Source organism: Legionella fairfieldensis ATCC 49588, from assembly GCF_000621525.1.
GTDB classification, from domain to species: Bacteria; Pseudomonadota; Gammaproteobacteria; order Legionellales; family Legionellaceae; genus Tatlockia; species Tatlockia fairfieldensis.
In genome coordinates this window covers 38,487-63,332 of record NZ_JHYC01000021.1, presented here as the reverse complement: position 1 = coordinate 63,332, position 24,846 = coordinate 38,487, and the positions used below count along the sequence as shown (strand labels likewise).

The following is a 24,846-nucleotide window of genomic DNA, read 5'->3' as shown; positions in this document are numbered from 1 at the left end:
AATGTGGGCCAAAAATTAATTTCATTCGCATTTAATTTGGGCCAACTTGATGCGCTGATTGTGGGCCGAGTCGTTTTTGATTGCGAGCCGTTACACTTATCTATCTTCAAAGGATTGTCATAAGGTATTTTCCTTCTCTCTTCTCGCCTTTTATGATTCGGATGATCAGGTTCGAGGGATGATGTTGCAGTGTCTTCATCATTTCATACCCCGGTTCACTTCTGTGCAACGGCAAGCAATTTTTATACTGACATTCGAAACACTCAAGTTCAAAAATACTGCGTGGGCATGTAATATTCGAAATCCTGCTTTAGCAATACTTAGCGCTTTAGCACCTTATTTAAGTTCAGATGAAAAACAAAAGTTATTGACTGAAGCCAGGAATGTTTTTGAACACAAAGAAGAGTTGTTTCAAAAAACGGATGCACTTTACGAAGCAACTGAACGAGAACTTGAGGAAATTATTGAGGCTTACCAAGGGGATGATCCATTAAACAGGCAGTCAGCTGTAGACCAATTGTCAACATATACATCGAATTGGCCTGTTATCGCAAGAAACAAGATACTTACAGCAATAGCTATCTCATTAAATAAAAATGAAATTAATCCGAATAGTTACAGGGATAGTTTGAAAATTTTAACAAACTTGGCAGCTTCTTTAAATGAGGGTGCAGGAGATACCACGGCCCTTGAAAAAATTTTTTACTGGAGAAATTGCAAGGTAGTATTAAATAATCTTGAAGCAGTGGTGTCCGATTTATCTATAGAAGAACGAAGACAGGTCCTTTTAATTATTGCTCAGGCCCTTAAAGAGAACGATTCTCGTATTCTTCAGGCCGCTATGAAGGCGATTAAACCATTAAGTTCAAGGGCGCGCAAAGAAGAACATCAAGGAATTCTTGCATTGGTTCTTCCTCTCATAGAAAAAGATAGTAGCTGGGAGGGTAAGGTGCCAACACTTGCTTTACAAAGTTTGGAGTTTCTTATGAGCAGTTTGACTCAGAAGGATTTTAATACCATAAAAATTAACTTAAAAAGTCCTTCTTTAAATGTCAGAAAGGCTGCCTTACAATTACTTACTCGATTGAATCTCTCTTCTGCTACTTATTTGCATTCCTCCTCAGAAAACACAGTTTTTGATACGGTAGAAGAAATTTTATTTGAAGTCAGGATAAGACTGGAAAAGAAGGTGCATTATTTATTAAATCAAAGCGAGGAACCCCTTGTAAATCGGAGAAATGCCTCATAAATAAAGTTCTCCCCGAAGTATAGCGGTTTTTCTTGTAAGATTGAGGAAAAATCGCTTATTTCAAGTTATCAATGTACACGCCATTATAATTTTTTTGATCTGCTCCAGACCCAGTTTACGTAAAGTACGAATATTATTTTCCGGAATGCTTTCTGTATCGCCATAATAAGCAATTGCTTTTTCAACACTGGTTTCTGGCAGTAAATGAAGCATGGGATAAGGCGAGCGATTGGTATAATTAGAGGCATCATCGAATTCCACATCAGCAAAACAATAATCAGGATGAAAAGTTGCTAATTGATAAATACCCTCATAGCCTTGTTTTATTAATAGCGCCTCAGCCAGGTCGACAAAATCCAGATAATGAAAAAAATCTTTGAATAAAAAAGGAAAAATCAGCAGTGTGGTTTCTATGGCAGGCGTTTCATCTAACACCCCCATTTCTGTTATTAATTCTTCCAGAGCTACGTGTATTTGTTTTGTTGAACTCACTTCAATTCTTAAAGTCCCTCGTTCAATTTCCCGTTTAGCGAAAGGACAAATCGTTAATGGAATAATAAAAGAGCGGATCCAGTTTTGTGTGTGTTGAATAATTAATTCTTTTGCAGCAGTCATTGAAAGTTCTTATTAATCAAGCAAGATAGTGGAGTTAACGTGGTTAATACGTGAACTGCTTTTTTTATAAATAGCACTAATTTTTTCTCCATTCCAGATATAAGTATAATGGCCGCCTTGTTTGCATTGATGAATAGTTTTCGGTTTAAAAAGAGCAAAATTGTTATCTTTATCACTGTTTACTCGAACGGAATGATAAATAAAACCATCGCCTCCCTGTTGTTTTAATTTTTTTCCTAACTGTTGCCCCAAGGAATAATCGTTACGATCATACAATTGGTGATTAGTCTTATTCAAATGAAGCAAGTTATATAAGTTAGCACTAAATTCGGCGGTGAGACTACGCATATCGATTTCTTGAGGCGGTTCTTTAGTATAACCTAAAAACCGCTCTCGATGATAAACTGTTTCCGCAATAGCTGTCTCCAAATTTTCGGAAGCGTAATAAAGGCCATAATCCCCATTGGAAAATCGGCTGCCATCAGGATTTACATGAGTAAAAGCGGCCATTATATAGCCACAGCCAGGTACACCAAAAATTCGTTCCTGCGGAGGAACCAGATTAATATTACCAATTTCCTCCTGAATTCTGGGATTTGTCATCGCTTGCACAGCAAATAAAGCCTCAAAATCGTCAGGATTGGCAACATCCTCAAATAAATGGACAGGAGGAAATCGGGAGGGGATTAAACGATAGCAGTTTTTTCGGGTGAAGGTTAATTGGTTTAAAGAATCCAGAACAGCCATTATGCTTTACCGCCACGTTCAGCATTCAGACGGCTGGCAACAGCCCATAGATCAACAACACGCCCTTGTAACATAATATCCATCGCCGATTTACCATTAAAAAAAGGAGCCTGATTTGGTTTTCTAATCCAGTTATATACTGAATCCGGATGAGAAAAAAGAACGCGAAGGGCCGCATGAATGTTTAATAAGTAAGATAAGCGCTCCATTAGATCCTGGCTAATAGACGCTTTTTCAGGGAGACTTTTATATTTAAAAAGAGTGGAGCGCTTTAAGCCAAGAAGACGTTGCATTTCTTCAGTGCTACATTGCCACTTCTCCAGTATATTGAGAACAGCTTTCAGCGCTTTTTGGAGATGCGTTTCGTTAATGGAGTTTATTTTAACAGGAATCATTTTTTCTCCCTGGAACTGTTCTAATAGTCTAAATATAGACTAACTTACCCAATAAGTCTATATTTGGACTTATTTTGAAGCTTATTCTTTTAATTCGTAGAGAAGAATTTGATTTCATCAATCATTGCAGTAATTCGCGCCTGGAGATAATGATCATTTTTTGCTATTTTTTGCGCTAATTTTAACTGTCTGAGTGCATCTTTTCTTCGTCCTTGTAAAAGGTGACATTGCGCTTGCGTGAAATAAGCATAACTCTTACGATGCGAGGCGGCTTGAGCCTGAGCGAGCGCTTCACATAAAGGCAGGTCACGTTTAAATGTTCGCGAGCCTTTTAATAAAACATTGGCTGCCAACTCTGTTCGACCAGCGGCTAACAGGCTTTGAGCATAAGCCATCGTTGTTGCATAGTTTTCCGGATAGTTTGCCTGAATATCTTTTAGTCTGGTTATTGCAGATTCATATTGCCCGTTACCTGTTTCAGCCTGTGCCATCGCGAGTTGATAAAACAGGTTATCATGATCCCGATTTAACAAAGGAGTTAATTCATGTTGCGCTTGTTTATATTGATTAATGGCGAGTAAAGACAGTACCTGGCCGTATTGGCAAGTGGCATCAGCGGTTTTTGTATGACATTGATGTTTATAATAATCCATGAGTTGTTTATTATTTTCGCTTGCATCCACCCGTATTAATTCTTTAAATAACCGATAGTTCAGGTTATCAGGATATTGTTTTTTGGACAGACTTTCGCTGCGATTTTCTGCTTCGGCAATACGATCTTCATCAAGTGGGTGAGTTCTTAAAATAGCAGGAATGTTGGCAGTATAATAATAGCGGGCGTTTTGTTGCATTTTTCTAAAAAAACTGGCCATGCTACGTGGATTTAATCCTGATTTTATTAGCATATCAATACCAATTCTATCCGCTTCTTTTTCATTAGCACGGGTAAAATTGATGTTATCCTGAGCGAAACCTGTCATTGAGGCCATTAACGCACCGCTACCCAGAGTGGGGTTAATCACCCCAAGTGCAATAGAGGCTAATAGAGAAGCCAACATAGGAATACGCATCTGCTTTTGATGCTCAATCATATTATAAAGGTGGTGCAGGCGGACGTGAGCAATCTCATGGGCCATAACTGCGGCTAGTTCACTTTCATTTTCTGTGGCCAGAATCAATTGGGTGTTAATGCCAATGTAACCTCCCGGGCCCGCGAATGCATTGATTTCATTTGACTTGACAATAAAAAAATAGGGCGTTGGAATCTGGGCAAAACGTGCCAGACTTTTTCCCAGGTGATTGATATATTGATTCGCCAGAGGATTACGCTCAACGCTGTCTGACCGATTGATAAGCTGGATAAACTCTTTCTCCAGTTCTTCAAGCTCCTGAGTGGAGTAAGGAGAAAGAGCAAACGTATTAAGAGAGAAAAACGGTAGAATGATGAGCAGGAAACCAATGCTTCGTTTAAAAAACTTTTCTCGTTTAAAACGGGGCAGTAGATTCATAGGCTACTCAATAAATTATTCCGGGTAAAAAGTATACCATATCTTTGATAAAGGGTTATTGATGAGGTTTTTAAGCAGAAGTTTAATTATGCTCTACTCATAAATTGAATAATTTGTTATCATATTCCGATTTTTCATCAGTGATTTAACCATGCACAAATACTTTATGCTGGCTGCTCTCGAACAAGCCTGGCTCGGACGGGGTAATTGTGCACCAAACCCTGGTGTGGGCGCTGTCGCCGTTCATGAGAATAAAATTATTGCCAGAGCCTCGCACCAGGGAGCCGGAACGGCTCACGCGGAGCAATTAATATTACAACAGCTTCCGGCAGGTCTGCGACAGGTTGTTTTATATGTAACCCTGGAACCTTGCAATCACTGGGGAAGAACCCCTCCTTGCGTTGAGGGAATTATTCATTACGGTATTTCTCAGGTTGTCTATGGTTTTCCTGATCCCAATCCTGTTGTTGCAGCAAACAATACGCCTGAAATGTTGCGCTCAAAAGGAGTGGATGTGTTGTATTACCCTATGCAGGAACTTGATAAATTTTATCAAAGTTATCGTTACTGGATGTCAGGTAAAAAACCCTGGATTACCGCTAAGCTTGCGCAAAGTCTGGATGGCAAGATTGCTGGCGCACGAGGGCAGCGTCATTATTTGTCGAACGCAGATTGTGCTGAATTTACACATTATCAACGTTTGTATACGGACGTCATCCTGACTACTGCAAAAACGGTCAAACTTGATGACCCTCTATTGAATGTACGCTTGCAGGGCAAGGAACAAGGTAAAACGCTGGCAATCCTCGATAGTCGTTTATCGCTTGATAAAGAGGCGAAGGTCTTTACCACAGCTAAACATTGTCATATTTATCATGATGAACACTATGCTGTTACCAACCCTTATCCCAACTGCTCTTACCACGCGGTACCCACAAAAGAGGGTAGGCTGGATTTATCGGTTATTATTGATCATCTTGGTGGTCTTGGTTATCACGATGTTTGGGTTGAAGGCGGGGGCGAATTATTTTCTGCCTTACATCAGCAAGAGTTGGTGCAGCGTACTTATCTTTATCTGGTTCCTACTCTTTTAGGACAAGAGGGACTTTCTGCATTTAGAAAAAATGTTATTTTCAGCAAAAAACCAGCCGTGACCTGGCAGATAAAAGCAGACAATGTGATAGCATGTCTGGATTGGCAGGAGGAGTAATGTTTACTGGATTAATTGAGCAACAAGGCGAAGTATCAGACAATATTGTCAATGGCGTTTCTCGTCGTTTATTGATTAAGTCTTCATTGGACTGTTTAACGGTGGGTGAAAGTATCGCGGTCAATGGGGTTTGCCTGACGCTTTTACCTGCTGAAGCAGGGTGTCTGGCCTTTGATATATCGCCTGAAACCCTGGCGTTAACCACACTGGGTCAATTGAGAGCAGGTAATAAAGTGAATCTGGAGCGTGCCATGCTGGCAACGGCTCGTTTTGGCGGTCATTATGTGAGTGGGCATGTTGACGCGCTCGCTTATTGTAAAGCGATACGTGTCCTGGGTGATTGTATTGAAATAACAGTCGGTGATTTTTCAATAGAGTCGGATAATTACCTTTTATGCAAAGGCAGCATTACTTTGGATGGAGTCAGTTTAACGATTAATCGGGTCATTGAAGGCACCATTCAATTAATGTTAGTGCCCCATACTCTGGCGCACACCACGTTAGGCCAACTGATAATTGGCCAATGTTTAAATGTAGAATTTGATTATTTAACCCGCATTGTAGCGCATCAGCTCAAGATAGCGGGAAAATTGGGAAATGAGGTTGAAGCCATATGATAAGTCCTTTTGCAACTATTGAGCAGGCCATTGCAGCGTTAAAGGCTGGGCGTATGATCATATTATTGGATGATGAAGCACGGGAAAATGAAGGTGATTTGGTCATCGCAGCAGATTATGCGACCGCAGAAGCCATTAATTTCATGGCTCGTTTTGGCCGGGGGCTTATCTGTTTACCTATGGCTGAACCACTGATTGATAAACTACAGCTTCCCATGATGGCCTCCAACAATCGCTCACCTTACGGTACGGCTTTTACAGTGTCCATCGAAGCGGCCAGCGGTGTATCAACCGGTATTTCAGCAAAAGATAGAGCACGTACCATTGCAGTGGCTATCGCACCGGATAGCGTTCCCGGTGATATTATTACCCCGGGACACATCTTTCCCTTGCGCGCAAGGAAGGGAGGGGTGCTGGAGCGAGCAGGGCAAACGGAAGGGAGTGTGGATTTAGCTAGTCTTGCCGGTTTAACACCTGCTGCGGTCATCTGCGAAATCATGAATGAAAATGGCACGATGAGCCGGCGTGATGAATTGACGCAGTTTTCCCGACTACATGACATCCCTATGGTCACTATCAACGATTTGATTGAATATCGTATTGGTCACGAAACCCTGGTGGAAGAAGCGGCAACGACCCGTATTCCTTTGCAGGAATACGGTAATTTTTCAATGACAGTATTTCGCAACAAACTTGATCCGGCGGAACATTTTGCTTTGGTTAGAGCGCCAAAGTTCACCAATCAGGTTCCATTAGTACGTATTCATTCTGAATGTATTACGGGCGATGTTTTTGGGTCATGTAAATGTGATTGTGGTGCGCAGTTGCAGCAATCATTAACTCAAATAGCCAGTGAAGGAGGGGTATTGGTTTATCTGCGACAGGAAGGCCGAGGGATAGGTTTGGCCAATAAATTAAAAGCCTATGCTTTACAGGAGCAGGGATTTGATACGGTCGAGGCGAATTTACAACTGGGTTTTCCTGCTGATAACCGAGATTATGCGATTGCTTTTCAAATTTTAAAGTATTTGGGAGTAGACACATTAAGATTATTAACTAATAATCCTAAAAAAGTGGAAGCTATTCAAAAATATGGCTTAATAGTAAGCGAGCGAATTTCTTTGGAAGTGCAACCTACCTCTGAAAATCGAAGCTATCTGAAAACCAAGCAGCAAAAACTGGGTCATTTATTGACAGTTGAGTAGGGTGTTTATGAAACATATCACAGCGGAACCTGTTGACAGCGTTGAATCTTTTCCCATTGCAATTGTAGTCAGTCATTTTAATCGTCCTGTTACTAATGAACTGCAACGTGGAGCACTCCGAGAGCTAATTCGGCGAGGTTTGTCTGAACAGGATATTACTCTCGTTGAAGTACCCGGTGCAGTGGAGATTCCTCTTGTAGTCCAACGGCTGGCTATGCAAAAAAAAGTGGCGGCTATTATTGCGTTGGGCGCTGTAATACGAGGTGAAACAAGTCATTATGATTATGTTTGCGAACAAGTCAGTCAAGGTTGTCAACGCGTTGCACTGGATTATAACATCCCGGTGATTTTTGGTGTCTTGACGACAGACGATGAAGCTCAAGCCTGGGAACGTCTTGGAGGACGACATGGCCATAAAGGCATTGATGCGGCTGATTGTGCTATTGCAATGCAAAGCATTCTGACTCAAATCGATAAAATATCTTCTAATTCTGATTGAGAAGAAAATGATCTGCCAGGTTGTCTATTTTTTGCTGTTTAAGGATAGGGCATGAATAGAAGCACACAAGTTTATTATAAACGTGCCCAGGCTTTAGGTCTGGATGCTGTTTATATACCAGAAATAGGAAGCCTGAAAATTTCATTAGGCAAAAAAAACTATTATTTTATGGCGACTATTACTCCTTTCAATCAAGGAGCGAGTATTTTCATTGCAAAAAACAAATTTTTTTTAAATACTTTGCTTGCCAGGAATGGTTTTTCGGTTCCTAAAGCACTTATTGTCAATCAGACAACGTTTACGCAGTATTCTCTGGAAAAGATTGTTAAAGATCTGAAATTCCCTTTGGTAGTGAAGCCTGTAAGTGATACAAGCCGTGGAAAAGATGTTTTATGTAATATTAAAGAAATATCTCACTTATCCGCATGTCTCACGAAAGGGCTTCAACGATATACTGCCATGCAGATAGAGGAATTTCATCCTGACTTAAGAGAATATCGTGTTTTAATCTTAAAAAATCGGGTTATTGGTGTAGTAGAGCGTTTTGGGGCGAGTGTTACTGGTGATGGAAAACACACTATCGCTCAATTGATTGCTATAAAAAATCAGGACATTGAAAAAGTTATTCACACGCTAACTGTTTCACCGCTGGTAGTTGACGAAGAATACCAGCAATGTCTCGCAGAACAGGGGCTGGATCTTACCAGCATTCCTCCTGCAAATAAGAGAGTGAGGCTTTGCTATACAGCAAATACAGGAAGGGGTGGCGATATTTTATCTTTAGGGAAAAAAATAAATAAAAAAAATGCCCTCTGTTTGATCAATGCAGCTAAAGCCGCAGGATTGGATTTTGTTGGGTTTGATGTTCTTTGTGAAGACATTAATATTCCTTTCAATGAGAAATGGTTTATTCTTGAAGGTAATTTCCATCCGGATATTACTCTTCATGAAGTTTCCAATCAGGGGAAAAAGGTTCCTGTAGCTACAGCTATTTTAAGGCAATTAATTTTTCGCCATCCATTTGCGTATGTGAAGCATTGGTTTGGAAATTCGCGATTCTCCTTTTATCTCAAGATAATATTTTTTATTACTGCGTTATTATTGATTCTGTTTTTGTTGAGTTAAAGCCTTGTTGGATGATAATTAAGGCTACAAAAATATTGTTTTGCGAACGCGGACTCCATTTATTAGCAAAAACCAAAGCTTGCTGAAGGTAGAAATAAGTGTTATTTCTGTGCTTCTTTTGTTAAAATTAAACCCCGTTTACATGCGCAGTTTAATTGGTTTCGCCTGTGAGGCGGTTTTGCATTTTAAACGGAATCATCTATGACGAATTATATTTTTATTACGGGCGGTGTCGTTTCTTCTTTAGGCAAGGGCATAGCTTCTGCCTCTCTGGCAGCAATTCTTGAAGCACGTGGCTTAAATGTCACTCTTATAAAGCTCGATCCTTACATGAATGTTGATCCGGGAACAATGAGTCCTTTTCAACATGGGGAAGTATTTGTAACGCACGATGGTGCTGAAACGGATTTGGATCTGGGTCATTATGAGCGTTTTGTACGCACAACAATGACTAAAAGTAATAATTTCACTTCAGGTAAAATTTATGAAACGGTCATTAAAAAAGAGCGGCGTGGTGATTATTTAGGGGGGACAGTTCAGGTTATCCCTCATATTACCAATGAAATCAAGCGCTCCATTAAACAAGGCGCTGATGGTTTTGATATTGCAATGATTGAAATTGGTGGAACAGTGGGTGATATTGAATCCCTTCCTTTTCTTGAAGCTATCCGGCAAATGCGTATAGAACTCGGCGCGCAGCGCGCTTTGTTTATTCATCTTACTTTAGTCCCCTATATTGCAACATCCGGAGAAACCAAAACAAAACCTACCCAACATTCTGTAAAGGAACTACGTTCGATAGGTATTCAACCTGATATTTTAATTTGTCGCTCAGAAAAGTCTTTATCCTCAAGTGACAGAGCGAAAATTGCCCTTTATACCAATGTAGAAAAGGAAGGGGTGATTTCTTTGGAAGATGCTAAAAGCATTTATCAGATTCCCATGATTCTTCATGACCAGGGTTTGGATGACATTGTAGTAAAAAAAATGGCTCTCAATTTAAAACCTGCTGATCTCAGTGAGTGGCAACAGGTAGTCGAGGCACAGGCTATACAGACGATGGCGATAAAAGTGGCGATGGTAGGTAAGTATACGGATTTGAATGACGCTTACAAGTCTATTAATGAAGCGCTGCTTCATGCGGGGATTCATAGCCAGACTAAAGTGGATATTGTTTATATCGATGCTGAATTAATTGAAAAACATGGCACTGAATTACTGGCCAATGTGGATGCGCTTTTAATTCCTGGGGGGTTTGGCGAGCGAGGCATTGAAGGTAAAATCAAAGCCATTCAATATGCACGTGAAACTAAACTTCCTTTTCTCGGGATCTGTTTAGGCATGCAAACGGCGGTGATTGAATTCGCGCGTAATGTAGCAGGTCTTGCCGGGGCTAATTCGACTGAGTTTGATAAAACAACACCTTATCCTGTAGTCGGCTTGATTAGTGAATGGTTAGCTGAAGATGGTAGCCTTCAACAGCGTGATGAGAATACGGTGTTGGGCGGTACAATGCGCCTGGGTGCTCAATTGTGTCAGTTGGATAATGATTCACTGGCGTTTAAAATTTATAATAAACCGCAAATTGTTGAGCGTCATCGTCATCGCTATGAAGTGAATAATCAATTCATTGAAGCATTAGTAAAACAGGGTCTGGTTATTTCGGGTCGTTCTGCTGATAATATGTTAGTTGAAATGATTGAACTACAGGAGCACCCCTGGTTTGTGGGCTGTCAATTTCATCCTGAATTTACATCGACACCACGGGATGGGCATCCGCTTTTTCTAAGCTTTGTTTTAGCAGCGCGTGATTTTCATAAGAAAAAGGATAAGGCATGAAATTATGTGGTTTTGAAGTAGGCATTGAGTCTCCTTTGTTTTTAATAGCAGGCCCCTGTGTAATTGAAAGTGAAGAAATGGCTCTGGAAACAGCAGGTTATCTTAAAGATATTTGCAGTCAGCTTAAGTTGCCTTTTATTTATAAATCGTCTTTCGACAAAGCTAATCGTTCATCAGTCAACAGTTATCGCGGCCCGGGTTTTGAAAAAGGGCTAATGATTCTGGAAAAAGTAAGGCAACAGATTGGTGTACCCGTATTAACTGACGTCCATGAAGACACTCCTTTGCTTGAAGTGGCCACGGTGGTTGATGTGTTACAAACGCCTGCTTTTTTATGCCGTCAAACTAATTTTATTCAAAAAGTTGCGGCAATGAATAAACCAGTGAACATTAAAAAAGGCCAATTCTTGGCCCCATGGGAAATGAAACATGTAGTAACAAAAGCGAGAGCCTGTGGTAATGAACAATTGATGGTTTGTGAGCGTGGGGCAAGCTTTGGTTATAATAATCTGGTATCCGACATGCGTTCTCTCCAAATCATGCGGGAAACAGATTGTCCAGTTGTGTATGATGCTACTCACTCGGTACAATTGCCGGGTGGTAATAACGGCACATCCGGCGGTCAGCGCGAATTTGTTCCCGCTTTGGCACGAGCTGCTGTAGCTACTGGCGTTGCCGGTATTTTTATGGAAACTCATCCCGAACCTGATAAAGCATTAAGTGATGGTCCTAATAGCTGGCCATTGGATAAGATGAAACCTCTGTTAGAAAGCCTTATGGCTATTGATAAAGTATTTAAAACAGGTGAAAGTTTTTAGTTTTCTCACCCTGTACTTTATACGCAGCATCCAAACGATCTTGAATAGCGATCGAAACTGGGTTCCGGGCATAAAGCGAGGAACGTAGGAATTATGATCCTTCATTTTATGGTTTTTTTATTAATTTAGGTGATAATGACTATTTAGTAAGTGCATAACCTGAAATCTGTGCAAGGAATTTCATCCGAAAACAATTCTTTCCTTGCCCAATACAGGGTTACGAATTATTACGAATCTAATGGGAATGATTAAAAACAATGCGCGATAAAATTTTGGTCATCTATGCGGTCGCTGTTCTATTGGGTCTGTTAACGGGTGTTGTTGGATCTTTTTTTCAGATTGCCATTCATCTTTTGGAAAATGTGATTACACAATCCATCGTCTATGGCAAGAAGCAAGGTTTTCCTCCAGAGTTGGCTGCAAGTCTTATTTCTATGATGTTGGTTATTATTGCCTGGTTTATGGTGCGTGCTATTGCTCCTGAAGCAGCGGGGAGCGGTGTTCAGGAAATTGAAGGGGCTTTGCTGCATGAGCGTCCTATTTTTTGGCGGCATTTGTTACCGGTTAAGTTTCTTGCAGGGGTTATGGCTATCTCATCAAAGCTCGTGATTGGGCGGGAAGGGCCGACAATTCAGTTGGGAGGAAATCTGGGGGAAATGCTGGGTGAGTTGTTGCATTTTTCCCGTGAACGCTGTGATGTTTTTATTGCTGCCGGTGCTGCGGCAGGTCTGGCTACGGCATTTAATGCCCCTCTTGCAGGCGTTCTTTTTGTCATAGAGGAAATGCGAAACCAGTTTAACTTTACTTTTGTGAACTTAAAAACAGTTATCATCGCCTGCGCTGTGGCCACAATCACGTTGCATTTTATTATGGGGGCGCAGCCAGCCATTCCCATGTCTATTTTTGCGCTCCCCAGCCTTAAATCACTCTGGTTATTTTTAGCGTTAGGTATTATTGTAGGTTTCGCCGGTTTGCTGTTTAATAAAATGCTGATGGGGAGTTTATTGTGGACTGACCGATTAAACCCCAGATTTCATATTTTTTATGTGGCAGGTATCGGTGCAATAGTAGGTTTTTTGTCTTATGTTTATCCCGATGTAGTAGGGGGCGGTTATCATATTATTCATCAGGCTTTAATTTTATCGCCTTCTATTTCCGGGTTAACTTTTTTATTGATTATTCGATTTTTTACTACCATGCTATGCTATTCAACGAGTGTTCCTGGCGGTATTTTCGCACCAATGCTGGCTTTAGGCGCTTTGCTTGGTTCAGCTGCTTTTTATGGATTACAGTTTTTTATGCAGGATTTGACTGTACATCCCGGCATGTTTGCTGTGGCAGCCATGGGCGCATTGTTTGCGGCATCAGTACGGGCGCCGATCACGGGAATTATTTTAGTTGTAGAGATGACACAAAATTATTCTTTAATTTTGCCTTTAATAGTTTCATGCATTACATCAACAACCATCATGCAATTAGCCTCCAATGAACCGATTTATACCCAACTTTTACGACGAACATTAAGAAGAAGCTCGGAATTAACAGTCCACCTTAAGTTAAAGCGGTGTTAAACACCGCAAAGCAGCCAGAGTCATGGGTTATTTACAAAATCTGCGAAAAAAAGAAAGGTTTTTCAGGAAGTACTGAAACACAAAATCTTTATAACTTGTTAAATATATTTCTACGGTAATTTTTTAGATGTTACCTTTTGATATCGCGATAAAAATTTTCATGTGCTTCCAATTTCAGCAAAGTTAATATAATTTCATCTTCTTCATACATATAACCTAATAATACTTCCTGGTTTGAGATTTTGAATTTATGAACACGTAAAAAATCCAAGTCTCCCTTTTTACGTTCTTCCAGATCAGGGTTGTTTACTAATTTCCTGACTTCCTGATCAAGAATAGCTTTATCCTGTTTAGATAGTTTTTTTACAGTTTTTTTAAATGAATTAGATTGTCTGATGATTAAATTCATAGTCATCTACCAATCCATTCTCTATTTCCGCTTTTGCTAGCAAACTGTCTCTAATGAACTCATAGGATAGATCGGGATTTTCTTCGGCAATTTTTCCTATTCTTGCCCAGTGTTCAATTTGCCCAGCTCCAGAGCGAGACATTACTTCACCCACAGTTTTGGCTTGTTTAACTAATTTGTCTGATAATCTTACTGATTGAGCCATGTTTATCTCCATCTTTACCCCTGAATTAATTATAGCATATAGCGATAATTAATGGCAATTTGCCACAATGGTAAAAATAAACTTAACTTGGGAAAATAATTATTTCGTTAGTAGTGTTTGAGCTAAGGTACTCCAGCGTTAGTACTCCTGGAGTTTTTATGTTATTGGCTGAAGGAAAGGGTGCTTTCCTGGGGCAACTTTTCTTTACCTTTTTCTCTTGTAGAATGTAAAAGTGATTTCCCTTGATAAGGAGCTGAGCCAACAGTGGGTGAATTAGCTGAAGGGCGATCAACAGCTAATGTGTCCATTAGTTTTTTTGTAGAGTCTGGATTTTCTACTTCTGGTGCTTCTATTTTACGGATTGAATAGTGAAGATAAAAGAATTTGCGGACATACCATGATAAAACAGGTTTTGCAGCACCATACCATAATGCAGCCAAAGCACCACCGCTTATGGGTGAAAATGTCAGGAGACTTAATGCTCCGAACTTGGCCACGATCGGTGCTAATAATGGAAGGGCTGCTAAGCCACCAGTAAAATACAATAAGCTTGCCACCGACAAAGCAATCAATGTCCATTTAAGGGCTTGGCCGACTAAAGGATAATGAGTAAAAAATCGTTTAAACCAGGAGAAAACACCCTTTTCAGGTTGAATAGTTAAGCACACAGGTTCTTGTGAATTATCCCCTGCTAGTGTTTTATGACGACTATTTAAATATTTTGCTCCAGGTGTCGCGGTAATTACCATTCCTCGGGCTGAATGGGTATTTCTTGACAGGGTCTTCTCGACATAAGCCAACTCTCTCCGATAAGACCTAAGATAGGTTTGCCTCATTGATTCAGTATTTTTACAATCAAAGTCTATTGGAAGTTGGGTACCATTTTGTACCAGGAATTCTTCTACACGAATCTTTACTAATTCAGGGGGAGCAAAAATATGTTTTGCAATATGTTCTGCCTGCGAGTGACAACCATTAACGACTTCTTCTTCGACTTCTGTCTCGGGAGGATAGGACGCTAATAAAGGGGTATGAGCAAGAAGAGGTTTGTGTGGATATAAGGCCAAAACTTTCCTTAATGGCTTGCAGTCACTTAAATCCATGGTTTTATTGGCTAAACTTAGGTTAAATGGGTCAATAATTGAAGTGATAATAAAATTACCTGGCACTGGATCGAGCAAAACCAGGTTAATAGTAAGTTTTTCTTTATCAATGTTGCCCAATTGTTTGGCAAGTAACAGTGCAGCTATGCCTCCACGGCTATGGCCATAAACATTTAAAGTTATTTGGTGGCCAGCATTTATTTCTTGTACAAGGCAATTAATGACCCTCTCGCATTGCTCATCGAGGCCCGAGCCAAAAAGTATTCCACTAATGCCATAATCGACACCACAACCATTAAATCCCATTTTAATTTGAGATTCACTTTCCTCTGTTCTGTCATAGAGATGCCCGGCTAATAAGTGTTTTTTCTCGATTGAGAAACCTGATCCACTGAAATACACTGAAATTGTTTTATTCATTAGACAATTTAATGCTTAAAAAGCAAAAATTATAAGTCTTTATGAATTAAAAACAAACAATATTGGTTAATACATCGAGAGTGATTATGGCAGACCCTGCACTATCGAATCACAAAGCAATGTATTATCCGCTAGTTAAATTGATGGGCTTGTCTGAATTTTCAGATGGGTTATAGTGATATACAGCGAAATTAAAATCTTTAAGAGCCTGCCTGTTAGAAATAGAAATAAAAAATTTTGGTTTTATTGTGTCGTGTTTAAATAAACCTGGATAATATTTCTCCCATGAACCATAAATCTGATTATATTCAAGTTTTGTTCGCAGGACGTTCAAAATTAATTTGGCATGTTCGAGGTGTTTAATATGAATAACCAAATCAGCAGGATCTCCAAAATTTCTCTCTATAAAATTAATCTGATTCGATAAAAAACCAAATGTATCAGTAATTTTCTTGAGATCCTGGTTTTTATAGATGAAGCGTGGGATAAAATCCTTATTACGTAATAATATACTAGCTGATTTACAAGCTCGTAACTGAAAATTGTTTTAGTGCATTAATTAAGAATTAACGCAATGATGAATAGTAGAAAAAAATAATCCAATGCCTACTCCAAAACCCATAATAAACGAAAAAAATCTAGTGAAGTGATTCATCATACTGAAGCTTGCTCGAAGCCTTTTGTTGGGCTATATTTACGCAATAAGATATTGTATTTTACATATATGCCAAATAAAATTACTGAAAACAGCTTTTTATGTGAAAATAGTCAGAGACAAAATGCATTTTCAACCATTCCTTCTAATTGTATTAGTATCGAGCGATTATTAAATAATCAACCAGCTTTTATCCATAGTGCTTTAAGTATGGAAACTTTGAAAAAAAAGACTCTGGTATTTTTACCGCTGTTTTTGCCTATTGGGATTGAAAAAGATCTGTATTTCAGTCCTGTTAATTTTTTAATAAACATGGGTTTTTCATGTATTTATTTTAATTCCAGACATCAGGCTTGTTTTTTAAAGAGTAACGATGAATTGAAGAATGCTACCAGTCCTCCTCTAGACCTTGTTACCAGCACATTAATTATCCCAAGAGATGAGATGATACTCATGTCTGAAGAAGAGTTTTCTGCCTTGGATTCTCTTCATTTTACTACGGAGTTTTTCACTCCTTATCATACTGTTGTCTTTGACGAGAAATATGTTTCTTTTGAAACGCTTCAAGATCTTTTTCATAAACAGGGAAATAAAATAAAATCGCTTACCTTTGAAAGTCTCAGTAAAGAAAACCAAACACGCCTTGCTCAACTCTTGGCAAACGATTCAAGCCATATCGGTCAATTTGATTTAAGCGATTTAAATACATTGCATATTAACTCCTGTGAAGACAGTCATTTTCTTTCAATTCTTTTAAAGAAGCTTAAAAATATTGAAACGTTATATTTATATAATTGCAACACAGAAAGCATTTCCTGGGAAGAAATAGATTTTACACATCTTAAAAAAATAAGTTTAACGCGTAGCGTATATACTAATGCTTTGCTCCATAAAATTCTGATTCATGGGCAGCAGCTTGAAGAAGTGTATCTGAGTGATATAAAAAATGATAATTTGGAATGGGAGAAACAGATTAATCTATCCTCTATTAAAAAAATTGATTTAAGTAATTGCGAAAATACTCAATTTTTACAGGCTATTGTAGCTCGATCGAATCACCTTGAAGAGTTAAATTTATATCATATGGAATTGGATTTTTCCTTGAAAGATACAAATTTTTCCTCTCTTTTAAAACTAGAATTATCAAGTTGCACAATCATTAATAGTCAATTTTTACAAACTATTTTAGCTCAATCGAATTGCCTGAAAGAGCTTGATTTACGTTATACAAAACTATTAAAAGGTGATTTAAATGATTTGGATCTTTCGCATCTTATCAAATTTAATGCACAACATACCCAGGTAAATAACGAGTCTTTGCACGCCATTTTAGTGAGTGCGAAGTCTCTTCAAGAGCTTGTAATCGATTTTTTTGACCGAGAGATTATCCCGGACAATGCGTATTTTCGACATCTTAAAACCCTTACTATTTTGGGCGACCCTAAAAACAAAGCTAAACGCGAAGTGTCTTTACAAGAAATATCGACTCGTGCTCCTTATCTTGAAGCGCTCTCCTTTGGCCCTAATTGCGAGATGATAAATGGCAGTGTAGAGGAACTTGATTTTTCGCATCTTAGACACTTGACGTTTGGCTCTACCCGTAATGGGGATATTCAATTATTCCTTGCTGTTTTGACTAAAACTAAAGTTCTTCATACGATGAAGCTCGCAAACTCAGATTTAGGTGAGCCAATCTCGCTAGGTAGCATAGAATTGCCTTATCTTACAACGTTTAGCGCTGAATTTAATAGATTTAGTTGTACTCATCTACAGTGCCTTTTAGGAAAAGCAGAACATCTGGAAGAGCTTAAGTTTGTAGGATGCGGCATTAAAGATTGGGATGGTCATTTTAATTTTAATTTTAATTTTCCACATCTTAAAAAACTTGAGGTGTCTTACAGTCAGGACCCTACCGAAGTGCTTATTGAAGTGCTTGTTAATATTTTAAAACAGGCTCCTCATATCAGGACAATAGAGCTTAAAAGTTTCAAAGATGAGGAATTAGAAGAGCTATTAGAAGGGCTATTAAAAGCCCCTATTCCAGAGAATGCCAAGAGGTTGTTGCGAAATTACCAGCGCAGATCAACTCATTCTGCTCTTTCTGAGAGCAATTCAGCAAATACTAACCATACGAATTTCGTTAAAAGGCGCAAAGTCGAAACGTTCGATGCAGATACTTCTTTCAAAAAACAAACCTACAATCTTACACGCCAATTCATAGGCAGCCCTTACACACCAGAGCCATCGAAGCTGCGCTTACGCGCTTTTAATGCATTAGAGTTTACCAACAATACCAGCGCCCCCTTTTTATTACGACCAGTAAGCCTAATTAAAGGTCTTACTAAAAACGAAACAGTTCGGAAAAGCACAAAGCCTTTAAAAGAAGAGTTTAGCAAACTACGAGGAGGAAGACACCAGGCCCATTATTTAGGAATATTCTCAATGAATGTCAATAAAGAATGGCAACCTATCCCTTCAGTAAGCTCCGAAGAAGAATTAAAAGTATTTTATACTAACTCCAATATAGAACTTGAATTTAGCAAAAACCCGTACGATGGGTTTTATTATGTCAGAGCGCCCAAGGTCTTTTTTTCTAAAACCATCTCCTTACAGATCCAACTCGATGCGCCTCTTAAAGAAAAACAGATCACGGAACTTCCAGTCGAAATCCAGGAAATGATCAAAAAATTCCGAAATTATAAGCAGGACTCATTTGATTCTACAGGGTTTAAAAATGGTAAAGATTTCATAAATGCTATTGTCGCTTTGGAAGTAGGGGCTTGTCGTCATCGAGGGATTGCGTTTAAAGATCTCATGACCCAAAAATTTCCCTATATACCAGTGAATATTATTGACAATGACTGTCACTTTTTCGCTGAAGTTTTTTACAATGATACCTGGGTGCGCTGTGATTTAGGAGGGTATCCCTCCAATATTGTGATGAATGAGAAAACATTTGATGATTTGCCAAATTCCAGCAGAAGTGATCAATTGACCGAGCCAACTTTTACGGATGATCTTCCAGAGGAAAAAAATTCAGAATTACAACAAAGAGCAGTAAGGGTTCCCTTGCGCCGTGAACATTCTCTTTCATTGGGTTTTAATTTAATCAATCACAAAGCAAATACCCTTATTACGACGAGTCATCCTGAAAATTATGCCTATCATTTACAGGAACTCTGTCAAAAAACAAAGAAACCCGTTTTTTATATCAGTGATCCACAACAATTAAAATGTTCAAAGCCGTTCATTGAAAAACAGGATAATAATACAGGTATTATTCGCAAGGGTCCTGGCGGCGCCCTCTATGATTTTATGCAGGCCAATCCTGAAGCACTCATTATTATTGACTACTCTCGTTTTACATCAGCGGACATTGTTCAATTTAATGGAATGTATGATAAGAAACCCCATGTTGATGGCGTTGACCTGCCTTGCCAGTTAATAGGCATTATCAATCCGGAAGCGCCCGATGCCTACAAAGGCGCTGATTTTTATTCTCGCTTTGACCAGGTGATTAATAATCTGGAACAACCGCCAGATCAAATTTCTACTCCTTTTATTGATGGATTAGAACCAAATGATGCTGTCATTGAGCTGGCAGGAATTGAGCATTTCAACGCCCACCTCAAGGGCTGTTGGACCATGCAGCAAAATCAACTCATTTATCAGCCCGGTAAATTGGAAGATAAACTCTCACACCAGCCAAAACGCCTGGTACTAAAAAATCCCCCCATCCAGGACCCTGAGTTCCAACGTTTTGTGCATGATTTTAAACTCAATCATCCGCAAGAACCTGAATTGCTGTTTTATCAAGCTATTGATTTTGAAGCGGCGCAAAAGTGCATTCAATGGTCGCTTGACCAAGACTTACCAGACCATTATTTTGTCTTAAATCCAGGCACGTTAAGCAAGTTCCTTGGCGACTACCTGGTTGATAAAGAACACCATCTTACTCAAGCGTCAGGGCTTATCGAGTCCTTTTCTGACGAGAATATACCGATTTATTTAACAGTACCTTTATCAAGGAATCAATGGTATGCTTTAACTCAATGTGCCAAAGCACATCATAAAAATCTTGTCATGCATGTGGGGCCGCAAGTTACGTTATTAGAATCTTTAAACCCTCCAGAAGATTTACCAGTCAAGTACTGGAAAGAATCTCCTCGTACGCAATTTTTAATTCATGAGCCAGAAAAATTGCCACAGGATGCTCTTGTTATTGATATTAGCGAACTGGATGTAGCAGACTTGCTTCCCAGCGTGAATGCCCATTTTGAAGAACAAAATCTGCAATTTCATTTTACACAGAAGCCAGGATTTCTGGAGAAAAAGCTTAAAAAAAACCGGACTGTCGTATTAAAAGGGGAATGGACTGAAGAACTTAAAGAAGCCTTACACCCACTTTTAGCGCAACGCTTTCAAGAAAAAGATCCAGCAGGAACCCTTATTATTATAGGTAGAGAGAAAAATGAATTCCCAAGTCTTATTCCTTCAGCCTTCTATAAGCCAAAACCCCTAACTGATAATCCTGTCCTGCTTGTTGAGTTTGCCGATAGACAGGCTGCTGTAGAAAAGGGCCTGGCTGAAGCCCCCTTTATCTTTTTGAAAGGTGTGACGGGCGTAGGGAAAACCAGTTTTATCCAAAAAACGCTTAAAAATTCGCATCAAGTATTGTACGGTGAACAAAGCATCGAAGACTGGTTAAATACCTCCGTAAAGGAGGAAAATAAATACGCCATTTTATTCATTGACGAAGCTAATATAACTCACAAAAATTGGTCTTGCTTCCAAGGATTATTTAATAATCCACCTGCAATTTTTCACCAGGGAAAATATTATCCTCTAAGCGCGAAACATAAAGTAATTTTCGCCGGGAATCCGGCTACCTATGGTGGTGAACGTCGTGAACCTAAACTCTTTGAGAATCCTCATCCTATCCTGGAATTCTTACCGATTCCTTTGGAGTTGTTGTCATTACCCAATAACATTAAGCCTCTTATCCTGGAACTTGAAGCACGCATAAAGCAACATTACCCCAATCAGCTTATTTTAACGCCGAGAGAATATCTGATGATAAGGCAGTTAGCAGAGGCTCTTTATGATGATAAACTTTCCTTGCAGGACTTGGTGCAGCAAATTAGTTTTGATATTTTAAAAAATCATATTCCCTCATCAGACTGGCCGTTGTTTGCTCCTTACACGCCACCCGGTAAACCACTTATTGCTGCGGAAAATTTGCAAGATTTCACAATAAATGATACGAATGAGCCAGCGTTACGTGCTTTATCCTGGCAGCTTGGTTTAAGAAAAAAACGATGCAACGATCTTATCAGCCAACCAGGTTTGGGGGGCCTTGTGCTTGAAGGACAACCAGGGATTGGTAAAAGTGATCTCCTCATTAAAGTATTGGTATCTCAAGGGCTTCGCGAACCCGAAGACTTTATTCATATACCAGTCTCGTTAGGGTTTGAAGAAAAAACAGAGGCTCTTTTAAATGCGTTTCATCAAGGAAAAATTGTCATCATTGATGAAATCAATAGCTCCCCTATGTTAGAACGATTGCTCAATGCGTTGTTAGAAGGCCATGATTTGGCTAATCAACCCGCTAAACAGCCCGGATTTTTGCTTTTAGGTACGCAAAACCCTATTAGCTTTAAAGGCAGAAAAGCCACTACCTTGCCTATAAAGCATCGACTCCAGCATGTTTATCTGCAACCTTACTCCTTGGAAAATATGATCGAAATTCTCATCCAGCAATATTCTATGCCGCAAAAAATTGCCAGAGAGATGGTGGAAACTTTGATAAAAGAACAAAAACAGGATCCTTCTTTGTGCTTTCGGGATTTACTCAGATGGGCGAAGCATTGGCAGCAACATCAACCTAAAACATCGCCCATAATACGGCTGACTGAAGAGCAAAGTTCGGCGTTAAAAGAATGGGTAAACAGCGGTAAAGCGCTCAATTATCAAACCCATGTTTTAGACATCAACCCAGAGGATTATTACGCTTTCTTAAAGGAGCTTATTCATGAATTACAACAGGGAAACCTTCCTCTCGTCACTTTTGCCAGAGATGAAATTTCAGAGTATGCAGGATCGTCTTCTCAAAATCCTGTCCAAACAGCCTTTATTACTGGCTATCTCCACGAAAATGATGAAATTATTCTAACTGATGGCAGAGAGATTTTTCATGTTGATGCTGCAACACTCTTTAAAGCAAGTTTAACACTTGCTCAACTGAGATTTTAATGAATTCGCTGGTAAAATAGTAGTATTAGAAGCATTTGATAAACAGCGCAATTTTAGTCAGTCAGAAAAGCTCCAGGAAAAAGTAGCTGTAAATAAAGTGCCTCAATACACAGAGATTATCTCAAGGCAGACGCTTAAACTAACTACTAATGAAGAAAGTTGGAAGTTACTGTCTTCAAAGCAATTAATGGCTATTCTTAATTCAGAAACTGATTTAAAACAAACTCTGCGCGCATTGATCCATAAAAATTTATCAGAATCTGATCGAGATCAATGGCTAAAATCACTGGAGAAAAAACATAATCATCGACTCAGAAAAAATTCAGAAGATCCGATGCCAGAAATACAATATCAATTGGAATCATTAAAGTTACTTGCTTGCCAACAGACGATAAAAGGAATTAAAAATCCGCCATATGTCAATGCTGCACAAGTCAGTTTAGGGCTTTATGAGAAACTGATGCAATATACTACTGATTTTCTTAAAATAGCCCCTAATTTTTCAGAAGACTATGTCGACAAGTGCCAGACAGCAATTCAAGGAGCTAAACCTGTTTTAGGTACTCATCGCGGTCATAAACAAAAATTCTTTGATGTTCTTAATGTACCTTTATCCTATATGTATGGCAATTCTTCAAGAAAAGGAACCAGCTGGCGCTTTTTTGAAGCGAAAACTAACAGTCTGCAACAGCTTGAAAAAATTGAAGAAGCATTAAACAAATTAAAATCTTATAGAAAATTTAATATAGACAGATAGGCTGGATTTTTACTTTATTCCATAGGACGAATTAAAGCCTATATTGAATTAATGAACGCGTTGTCTGTTGGTTTTCCAGGTCTTGAACAATCCAAAGTCACGTGATTCTGATAAGCCCATTTATCCAATATTTTTGAAATAAACTCAGTGACTACTTATTAGCAACTGTGGTTCAATTGTATTCTAATTGGTGTGGTCAGGGCAGGGTAAACGCATCTAAATTTTGAATACTAAACAATTCCATTTATTTTACATACATGCCAAATAAAATTACTGAAAACAGAAAATTTAATAGAGTCAGATAGGCTGGAATTTTGCTTTGCACCGAACAAAAAATAGCCATTGACGCGAATTTCATAATAATAAAATAAGGTTTATTTGAAATTCAAAGTTAAATCATGAGCTGCAATCAAAAAATTAAGTTAGATAGCTTTGTCTAGTAAAAAGTCAGATAATTTGCACATAATAACAACAAGTTAACTGATTAAAATATTATTGACTCACATCATTAGACCAGAGCTATATTCGTATAACAATTTTTCCAAAATGTGCGTTATTTTGCATGTAAGTATGCGCTTTTTCCAATTCTTCAAATTTAAATTCAGAGTCAATTACAGGAATAATAGACTGCTCCACTAAAGCAGCAGACCAAAGTTGTTGGGCTGAATGCCATAATTTTGATTTTTCAGCAATGGTTTGTGGGCGTAAAACGAAACCAATAATTTGTAAGCGTTTTTTCATAATCGTTGCCAGATTACACTCGGCAAGATGACCTTGCATACAGGCAATTTGTATTAATTTCCCTTGAGGTTTAAGCAGTTTTAAATGGTTGTCGAAATAATTTCCGCCGATAAAATCAACTACCAAATCCACCGATTGTTCTTCAATTATTGTGACAAAATCCTCTTCTTTGTAATTAATAATAAGGGAGGCGCCGAGTTTTTTCGCCTTGGTAATTTTTTCTGCGCTACTTGCTGTGGTAATCACTTTAGCCGCTTTATAACTCGCCATTTGAATAGCAAGCGAGGAAATGCCACTACCTGCCGCATGAATTAATAAAGTTTGCTTTGCTTTTAATCTACCCAGAGAAAAAAGAGTTGCATGAGCTGTCATCAATGCTTCAGGAATAGCTACCGCATAAGTGAAATCCCAATTGTCGGGAATAGGGGCTGCAAGATCCTGATGTATGCAGCAATACTCCGCATAAGCTCCACTTGCGACCAAACCATAAATACGATCACCCACCTGGAAGCGCTTGACTTGAGAACCTACCGCTACAACTTCCCCGGCAACTTCCATTCCGGGGATGTCTGATTCGCCAGGAGGAGGGGGGTATTTTCCCTGTCGTTGCATCAAATCAGCACGATTTAATGCAGTTGCTTTTACTCGTATTAAAAGTTGCTTTTGACCACAGATGGGGGTTGGTCGTTCACTAAAAACCAGGCGGCTCTGTTGTCCTGGATTATCAATTAATACACAACGCATAAGCAATCCCTTACGTATCATAATGCTTGAACTTTATCGATATACTTGAGTTATGACAAGAGCTTATTGAAAATATTTTAATCAAAAATAAAAAACCAGCTTATAGAATGATGCGAGTTAATACTCTTTGGAATCAATTTTAAAGATTAACTCGCAAAACGA

Annotated in this window: 19 protein-coding genes; 11 read left to right on the top strand and 8 right to left on the bottom strand. The window is 38.9% G+C overall.

Translation table 11 applies throughout. The annotated features are described in order from the left end of the window. Positions 1-178: 178 nt before the first annotated feature. Positions 179-1,249 (top strand): hypothetical protein, encoded by a 1,071-nt coding sequence (locus T345_RS0107655; RefSeq protein WP_028388826.1) that lies wholly within the window; start codon positions 179-181, stop codon positions 1,247-1,249. A 60-nt stretch (positions 1,250-1,309) separates the two neighbouring features. On the opposite strand, the gene T345_RS0107650 is transcribed toward T345_RS0107655, so the two are convergent. The 4 genes from T345_RS0107650 to T345_RS0107635 form a co-directional block, all read right to left on the bottom strand. After that, on the bottom strand, positions 1,310-1,864 hold the full coding sequence (locus T345_RS0107650) for a DUF1415 domain-containing protein (protein ID WP_028388825.1): 555 nt from the start codon (positions 1,862-1,864) through the stop codon (positions 1,310-1,312). A 12-nt stretch (positions 1,865-1,876) separates the two neighbouring features. Beyond that, positions 1,877-2,611, bottom strand: coding sequence for an RES family NAD+ phosphorylase (locus T345_RS13860; RefSeq protein WP_051555198.1), 735 nt, complete (start codon positions 2,609-2,611; stop codon positions 1,877-1,879). Then, a complete protein-coding gene (locus T345_RS0107640; RefSeq protein WP_051555197.1) occupies positions 2,611-3,006 on the bottom strand; it encodes an MbcA/ParS/Xre antitoxin family protein in 396 nt (131 codons plus the stop codon). The genes T345_RS13860 and T345_RS0107640 overlap by 1 nt, the downstream gene beginning before the upstream one ends. Before the next feature lie 89 nt (positions 3,007-3,095). Beyond that, complete coding sequence (locus T345_RS0107635) at positions 3,096-4,514, bottom strand: M48 family metalloprotease (RefSeq protein WP_051555196.1); 1,419 nt, start codon at positions 4,512-4,514, stop codon at positions 3,096-3,098. Positions 4,515-4,665: 151 nt separating this feature from the next. On the opposite strand from T345_RS0107635, the gene ribD reads away from it, so the two are divergent. The 8 genes from ribD (at position 4,666) to clcA (ending at position 13,398) form a co-directional block, all read left to right on the top strand. Then, on the top strand, positions 4,666-5,724 hold the full coding sequence (gene ribD, locus T345_RS0107630; RefSeq protein WP_028388822.1) for a bifunctional diaminohydroxyphosphoribosylaminopyrimidine deaminase/5-amino-6-(5-phosphoribosylamino)uracil reductase RibD: 1,059 nt from the start codon (positions 4,666-4,668) through the stop codon (positions 5,722-5,724). Beyond that, positions 5,724-6,341, top strand: coding sequence for a riboflavin synthase (locus T345_RS0107625; protein ID WP_028388821.1), 618 nt, complete (start codon positions 5,724-5,726; stop codon positions 6,339-6,341). Before ribD ends, T345_RS0107625 begins: the two co-directional genes overlap by 1 nt. Next, the gene (locus tag T345_RS0107620; protein WP_028388820.1) at positions 6,338-7,546 is read left to right on the top strand and encodes a bifunctional 3,4-dihydroxy-2-butanone-4-phosphate synthase/GTP cyclohydrolase II; all 1,209 of its coding nucleotides are present in this window, start codon (positions 6,338-6,340) and stop codon (positions 7,544-7,546) included. The genes T345_RS0107625 and T345_RS0107620 overlap by 4 nt, the downstream gene beginning before the upstream one ends. Positions 7,547-7,553: 7 nt before the next feature. After that, positions 7,554-8,045: a 6,7-dimethyl-8-ribityllumazine synthase gene (ribH, locus tag T345_RS0107615; protein ID WP_028388819.1), complete on the top strand. Its 492-nt coding sequence runs from the start codon at positions 7,554-7,556 to the stop codon at positions 8,043-8,045. Positions 8,046-8,096: 51 nt separating this feature from the next. Then, positions 8,097-9,170, top strand: coding sequence for a hypothetical protein (locus T345_RS13855; RefSeq protein WP_051555195.1), 1,074 nt, complete (start codon positions 8,097-8,099; stop codon positions 9,168-9,170). Between the two features lie 201 nt (positions 9,171-9,371). Continuing rightward, on the top strand, positions 9,372-11,009 hold the full coding sequence (pyrG, locus tag T345_RS0107605) for a CTP synthase (RefSeq protein ID WP_028388818.1): 1,638 nt from the start codon (positions 9,372-9,374) through the stop codon (positions 11,007-11,009). After that, positions 11,006-11,827: a 3-deoxy-8-phosphooctulonate synthase gene (kdsA, locus tag T345_RS0107600; RefSeq protein ID WP_028388817.1), complete on the top strand. Its 822-nt coding sequence runs from the start codon at positions 11,006-11,008 to the stop codon at positions 11,825-11,827. Before pyrG ends, kdsA begins: the two co-directional genes overlap by 4 nt. A 257-nt stretch (positions 11,828-12,084) precedes the next feature. Beyond that, complete coding sequence (gene clcA, locus T345_RS0107595; RefSeq protein WP_028388816.1) at positions 12,085-13,398, top strand: H(+)/Cl(-) exchange transporter ClcA; 1,314 nt, start codon at positions 12,085-12,087, stop codon at positions 13,396-13,398. 130 nt (positions 13,399-13,528) lie between these two features. Here clcA and T345_RS0107590 read toward each other — a convergent pair whose 3' ends face one another. The 3 genes from T345_RS0107590 to T345_RS0107580 form a co-directional block, all read right to left on the bottom strand. Further along, complete coding sequence (locus T345_RS0107590; RefSeq protein WP_028388815.1) at positions 13,529-13,813, bottom strand: type II toxin-antitoxin system RelE/ParE family toxin; 285 nt, start codon at positions 13,811-13,813, stop codon at positions 13,529-13,531. Further along, positions 13,782-14,012: a ParD-like family protein gene (locus tag T345_RS0107585; protein WP_028388814.1), complete on the bottom strand. Its 231-nt coding sequence runs from the start codon at positions 14,010-14,012 to the stop codon at positions 13,782-13,784. Before T345_RS0107585 ends, T345_RS0107590 begins: the two co-directional genes overlap by 32 nt. Positions 14,013-14,173: 161 nt before the next feature. After that, positions 14,174-15,535: a hypothetical protein gene (locus T345_RS0107580; RefSeq protein ID WP_028388813.1), complete on the bottom strand. Its 1,362-nt coding sequence runs from the start codon at positions 15,533-15,535 to the stop codon at positions 14,174-14,176. A 724-nt stretch (positions 15,536-16,259) separates the two neighbouring features. On the opposite strand from T345_RS0107580, the gene T345_RS0107570 reads away from it, so the two are divergent. Together T345_RS0107570 and T345_RS0107565 are read left to right on the top strand one after the other, a co-directional pair. Next, entirely contained in the window at positions 16,260-22,442 is a 6,183-nt protein-coding gene (locus T345_RS0107570; RefSeq protein ID WP_028388811.1) for a midas domain-containing protein, read from the top strand. Positions 22,443-22,539: 97 nt separating this feature from the next. Continuing rightward, on the top strand, positions 22,540-23,199 hold the full coding sequence (locus T345_RS0107565; RefSeq protein ID WP_131777753.1) for a hypothetical protein: 660 nt from the start codon (positions 22,540-22,542) through the stop codon (positions 23,197-23,199). 519 nt (positions 23,200-23,718) lie between these two features. Here the strand turns inward: T345_RS0107565 and T345_RS0107560 are convergent. After that, positions 23,719-24,684, bottom strand: coding sequence for an NAD(P)H-quinone oxidoreductase (locus T345_RS0107560; RefSeq protein ID WP_028388809.1), 966 nt, complete (start codon positions 24,682-24,684; stop codon positions 23,719-23,721). Positions 24,685-24,846 lie beyond the last annotated feature (162 nt).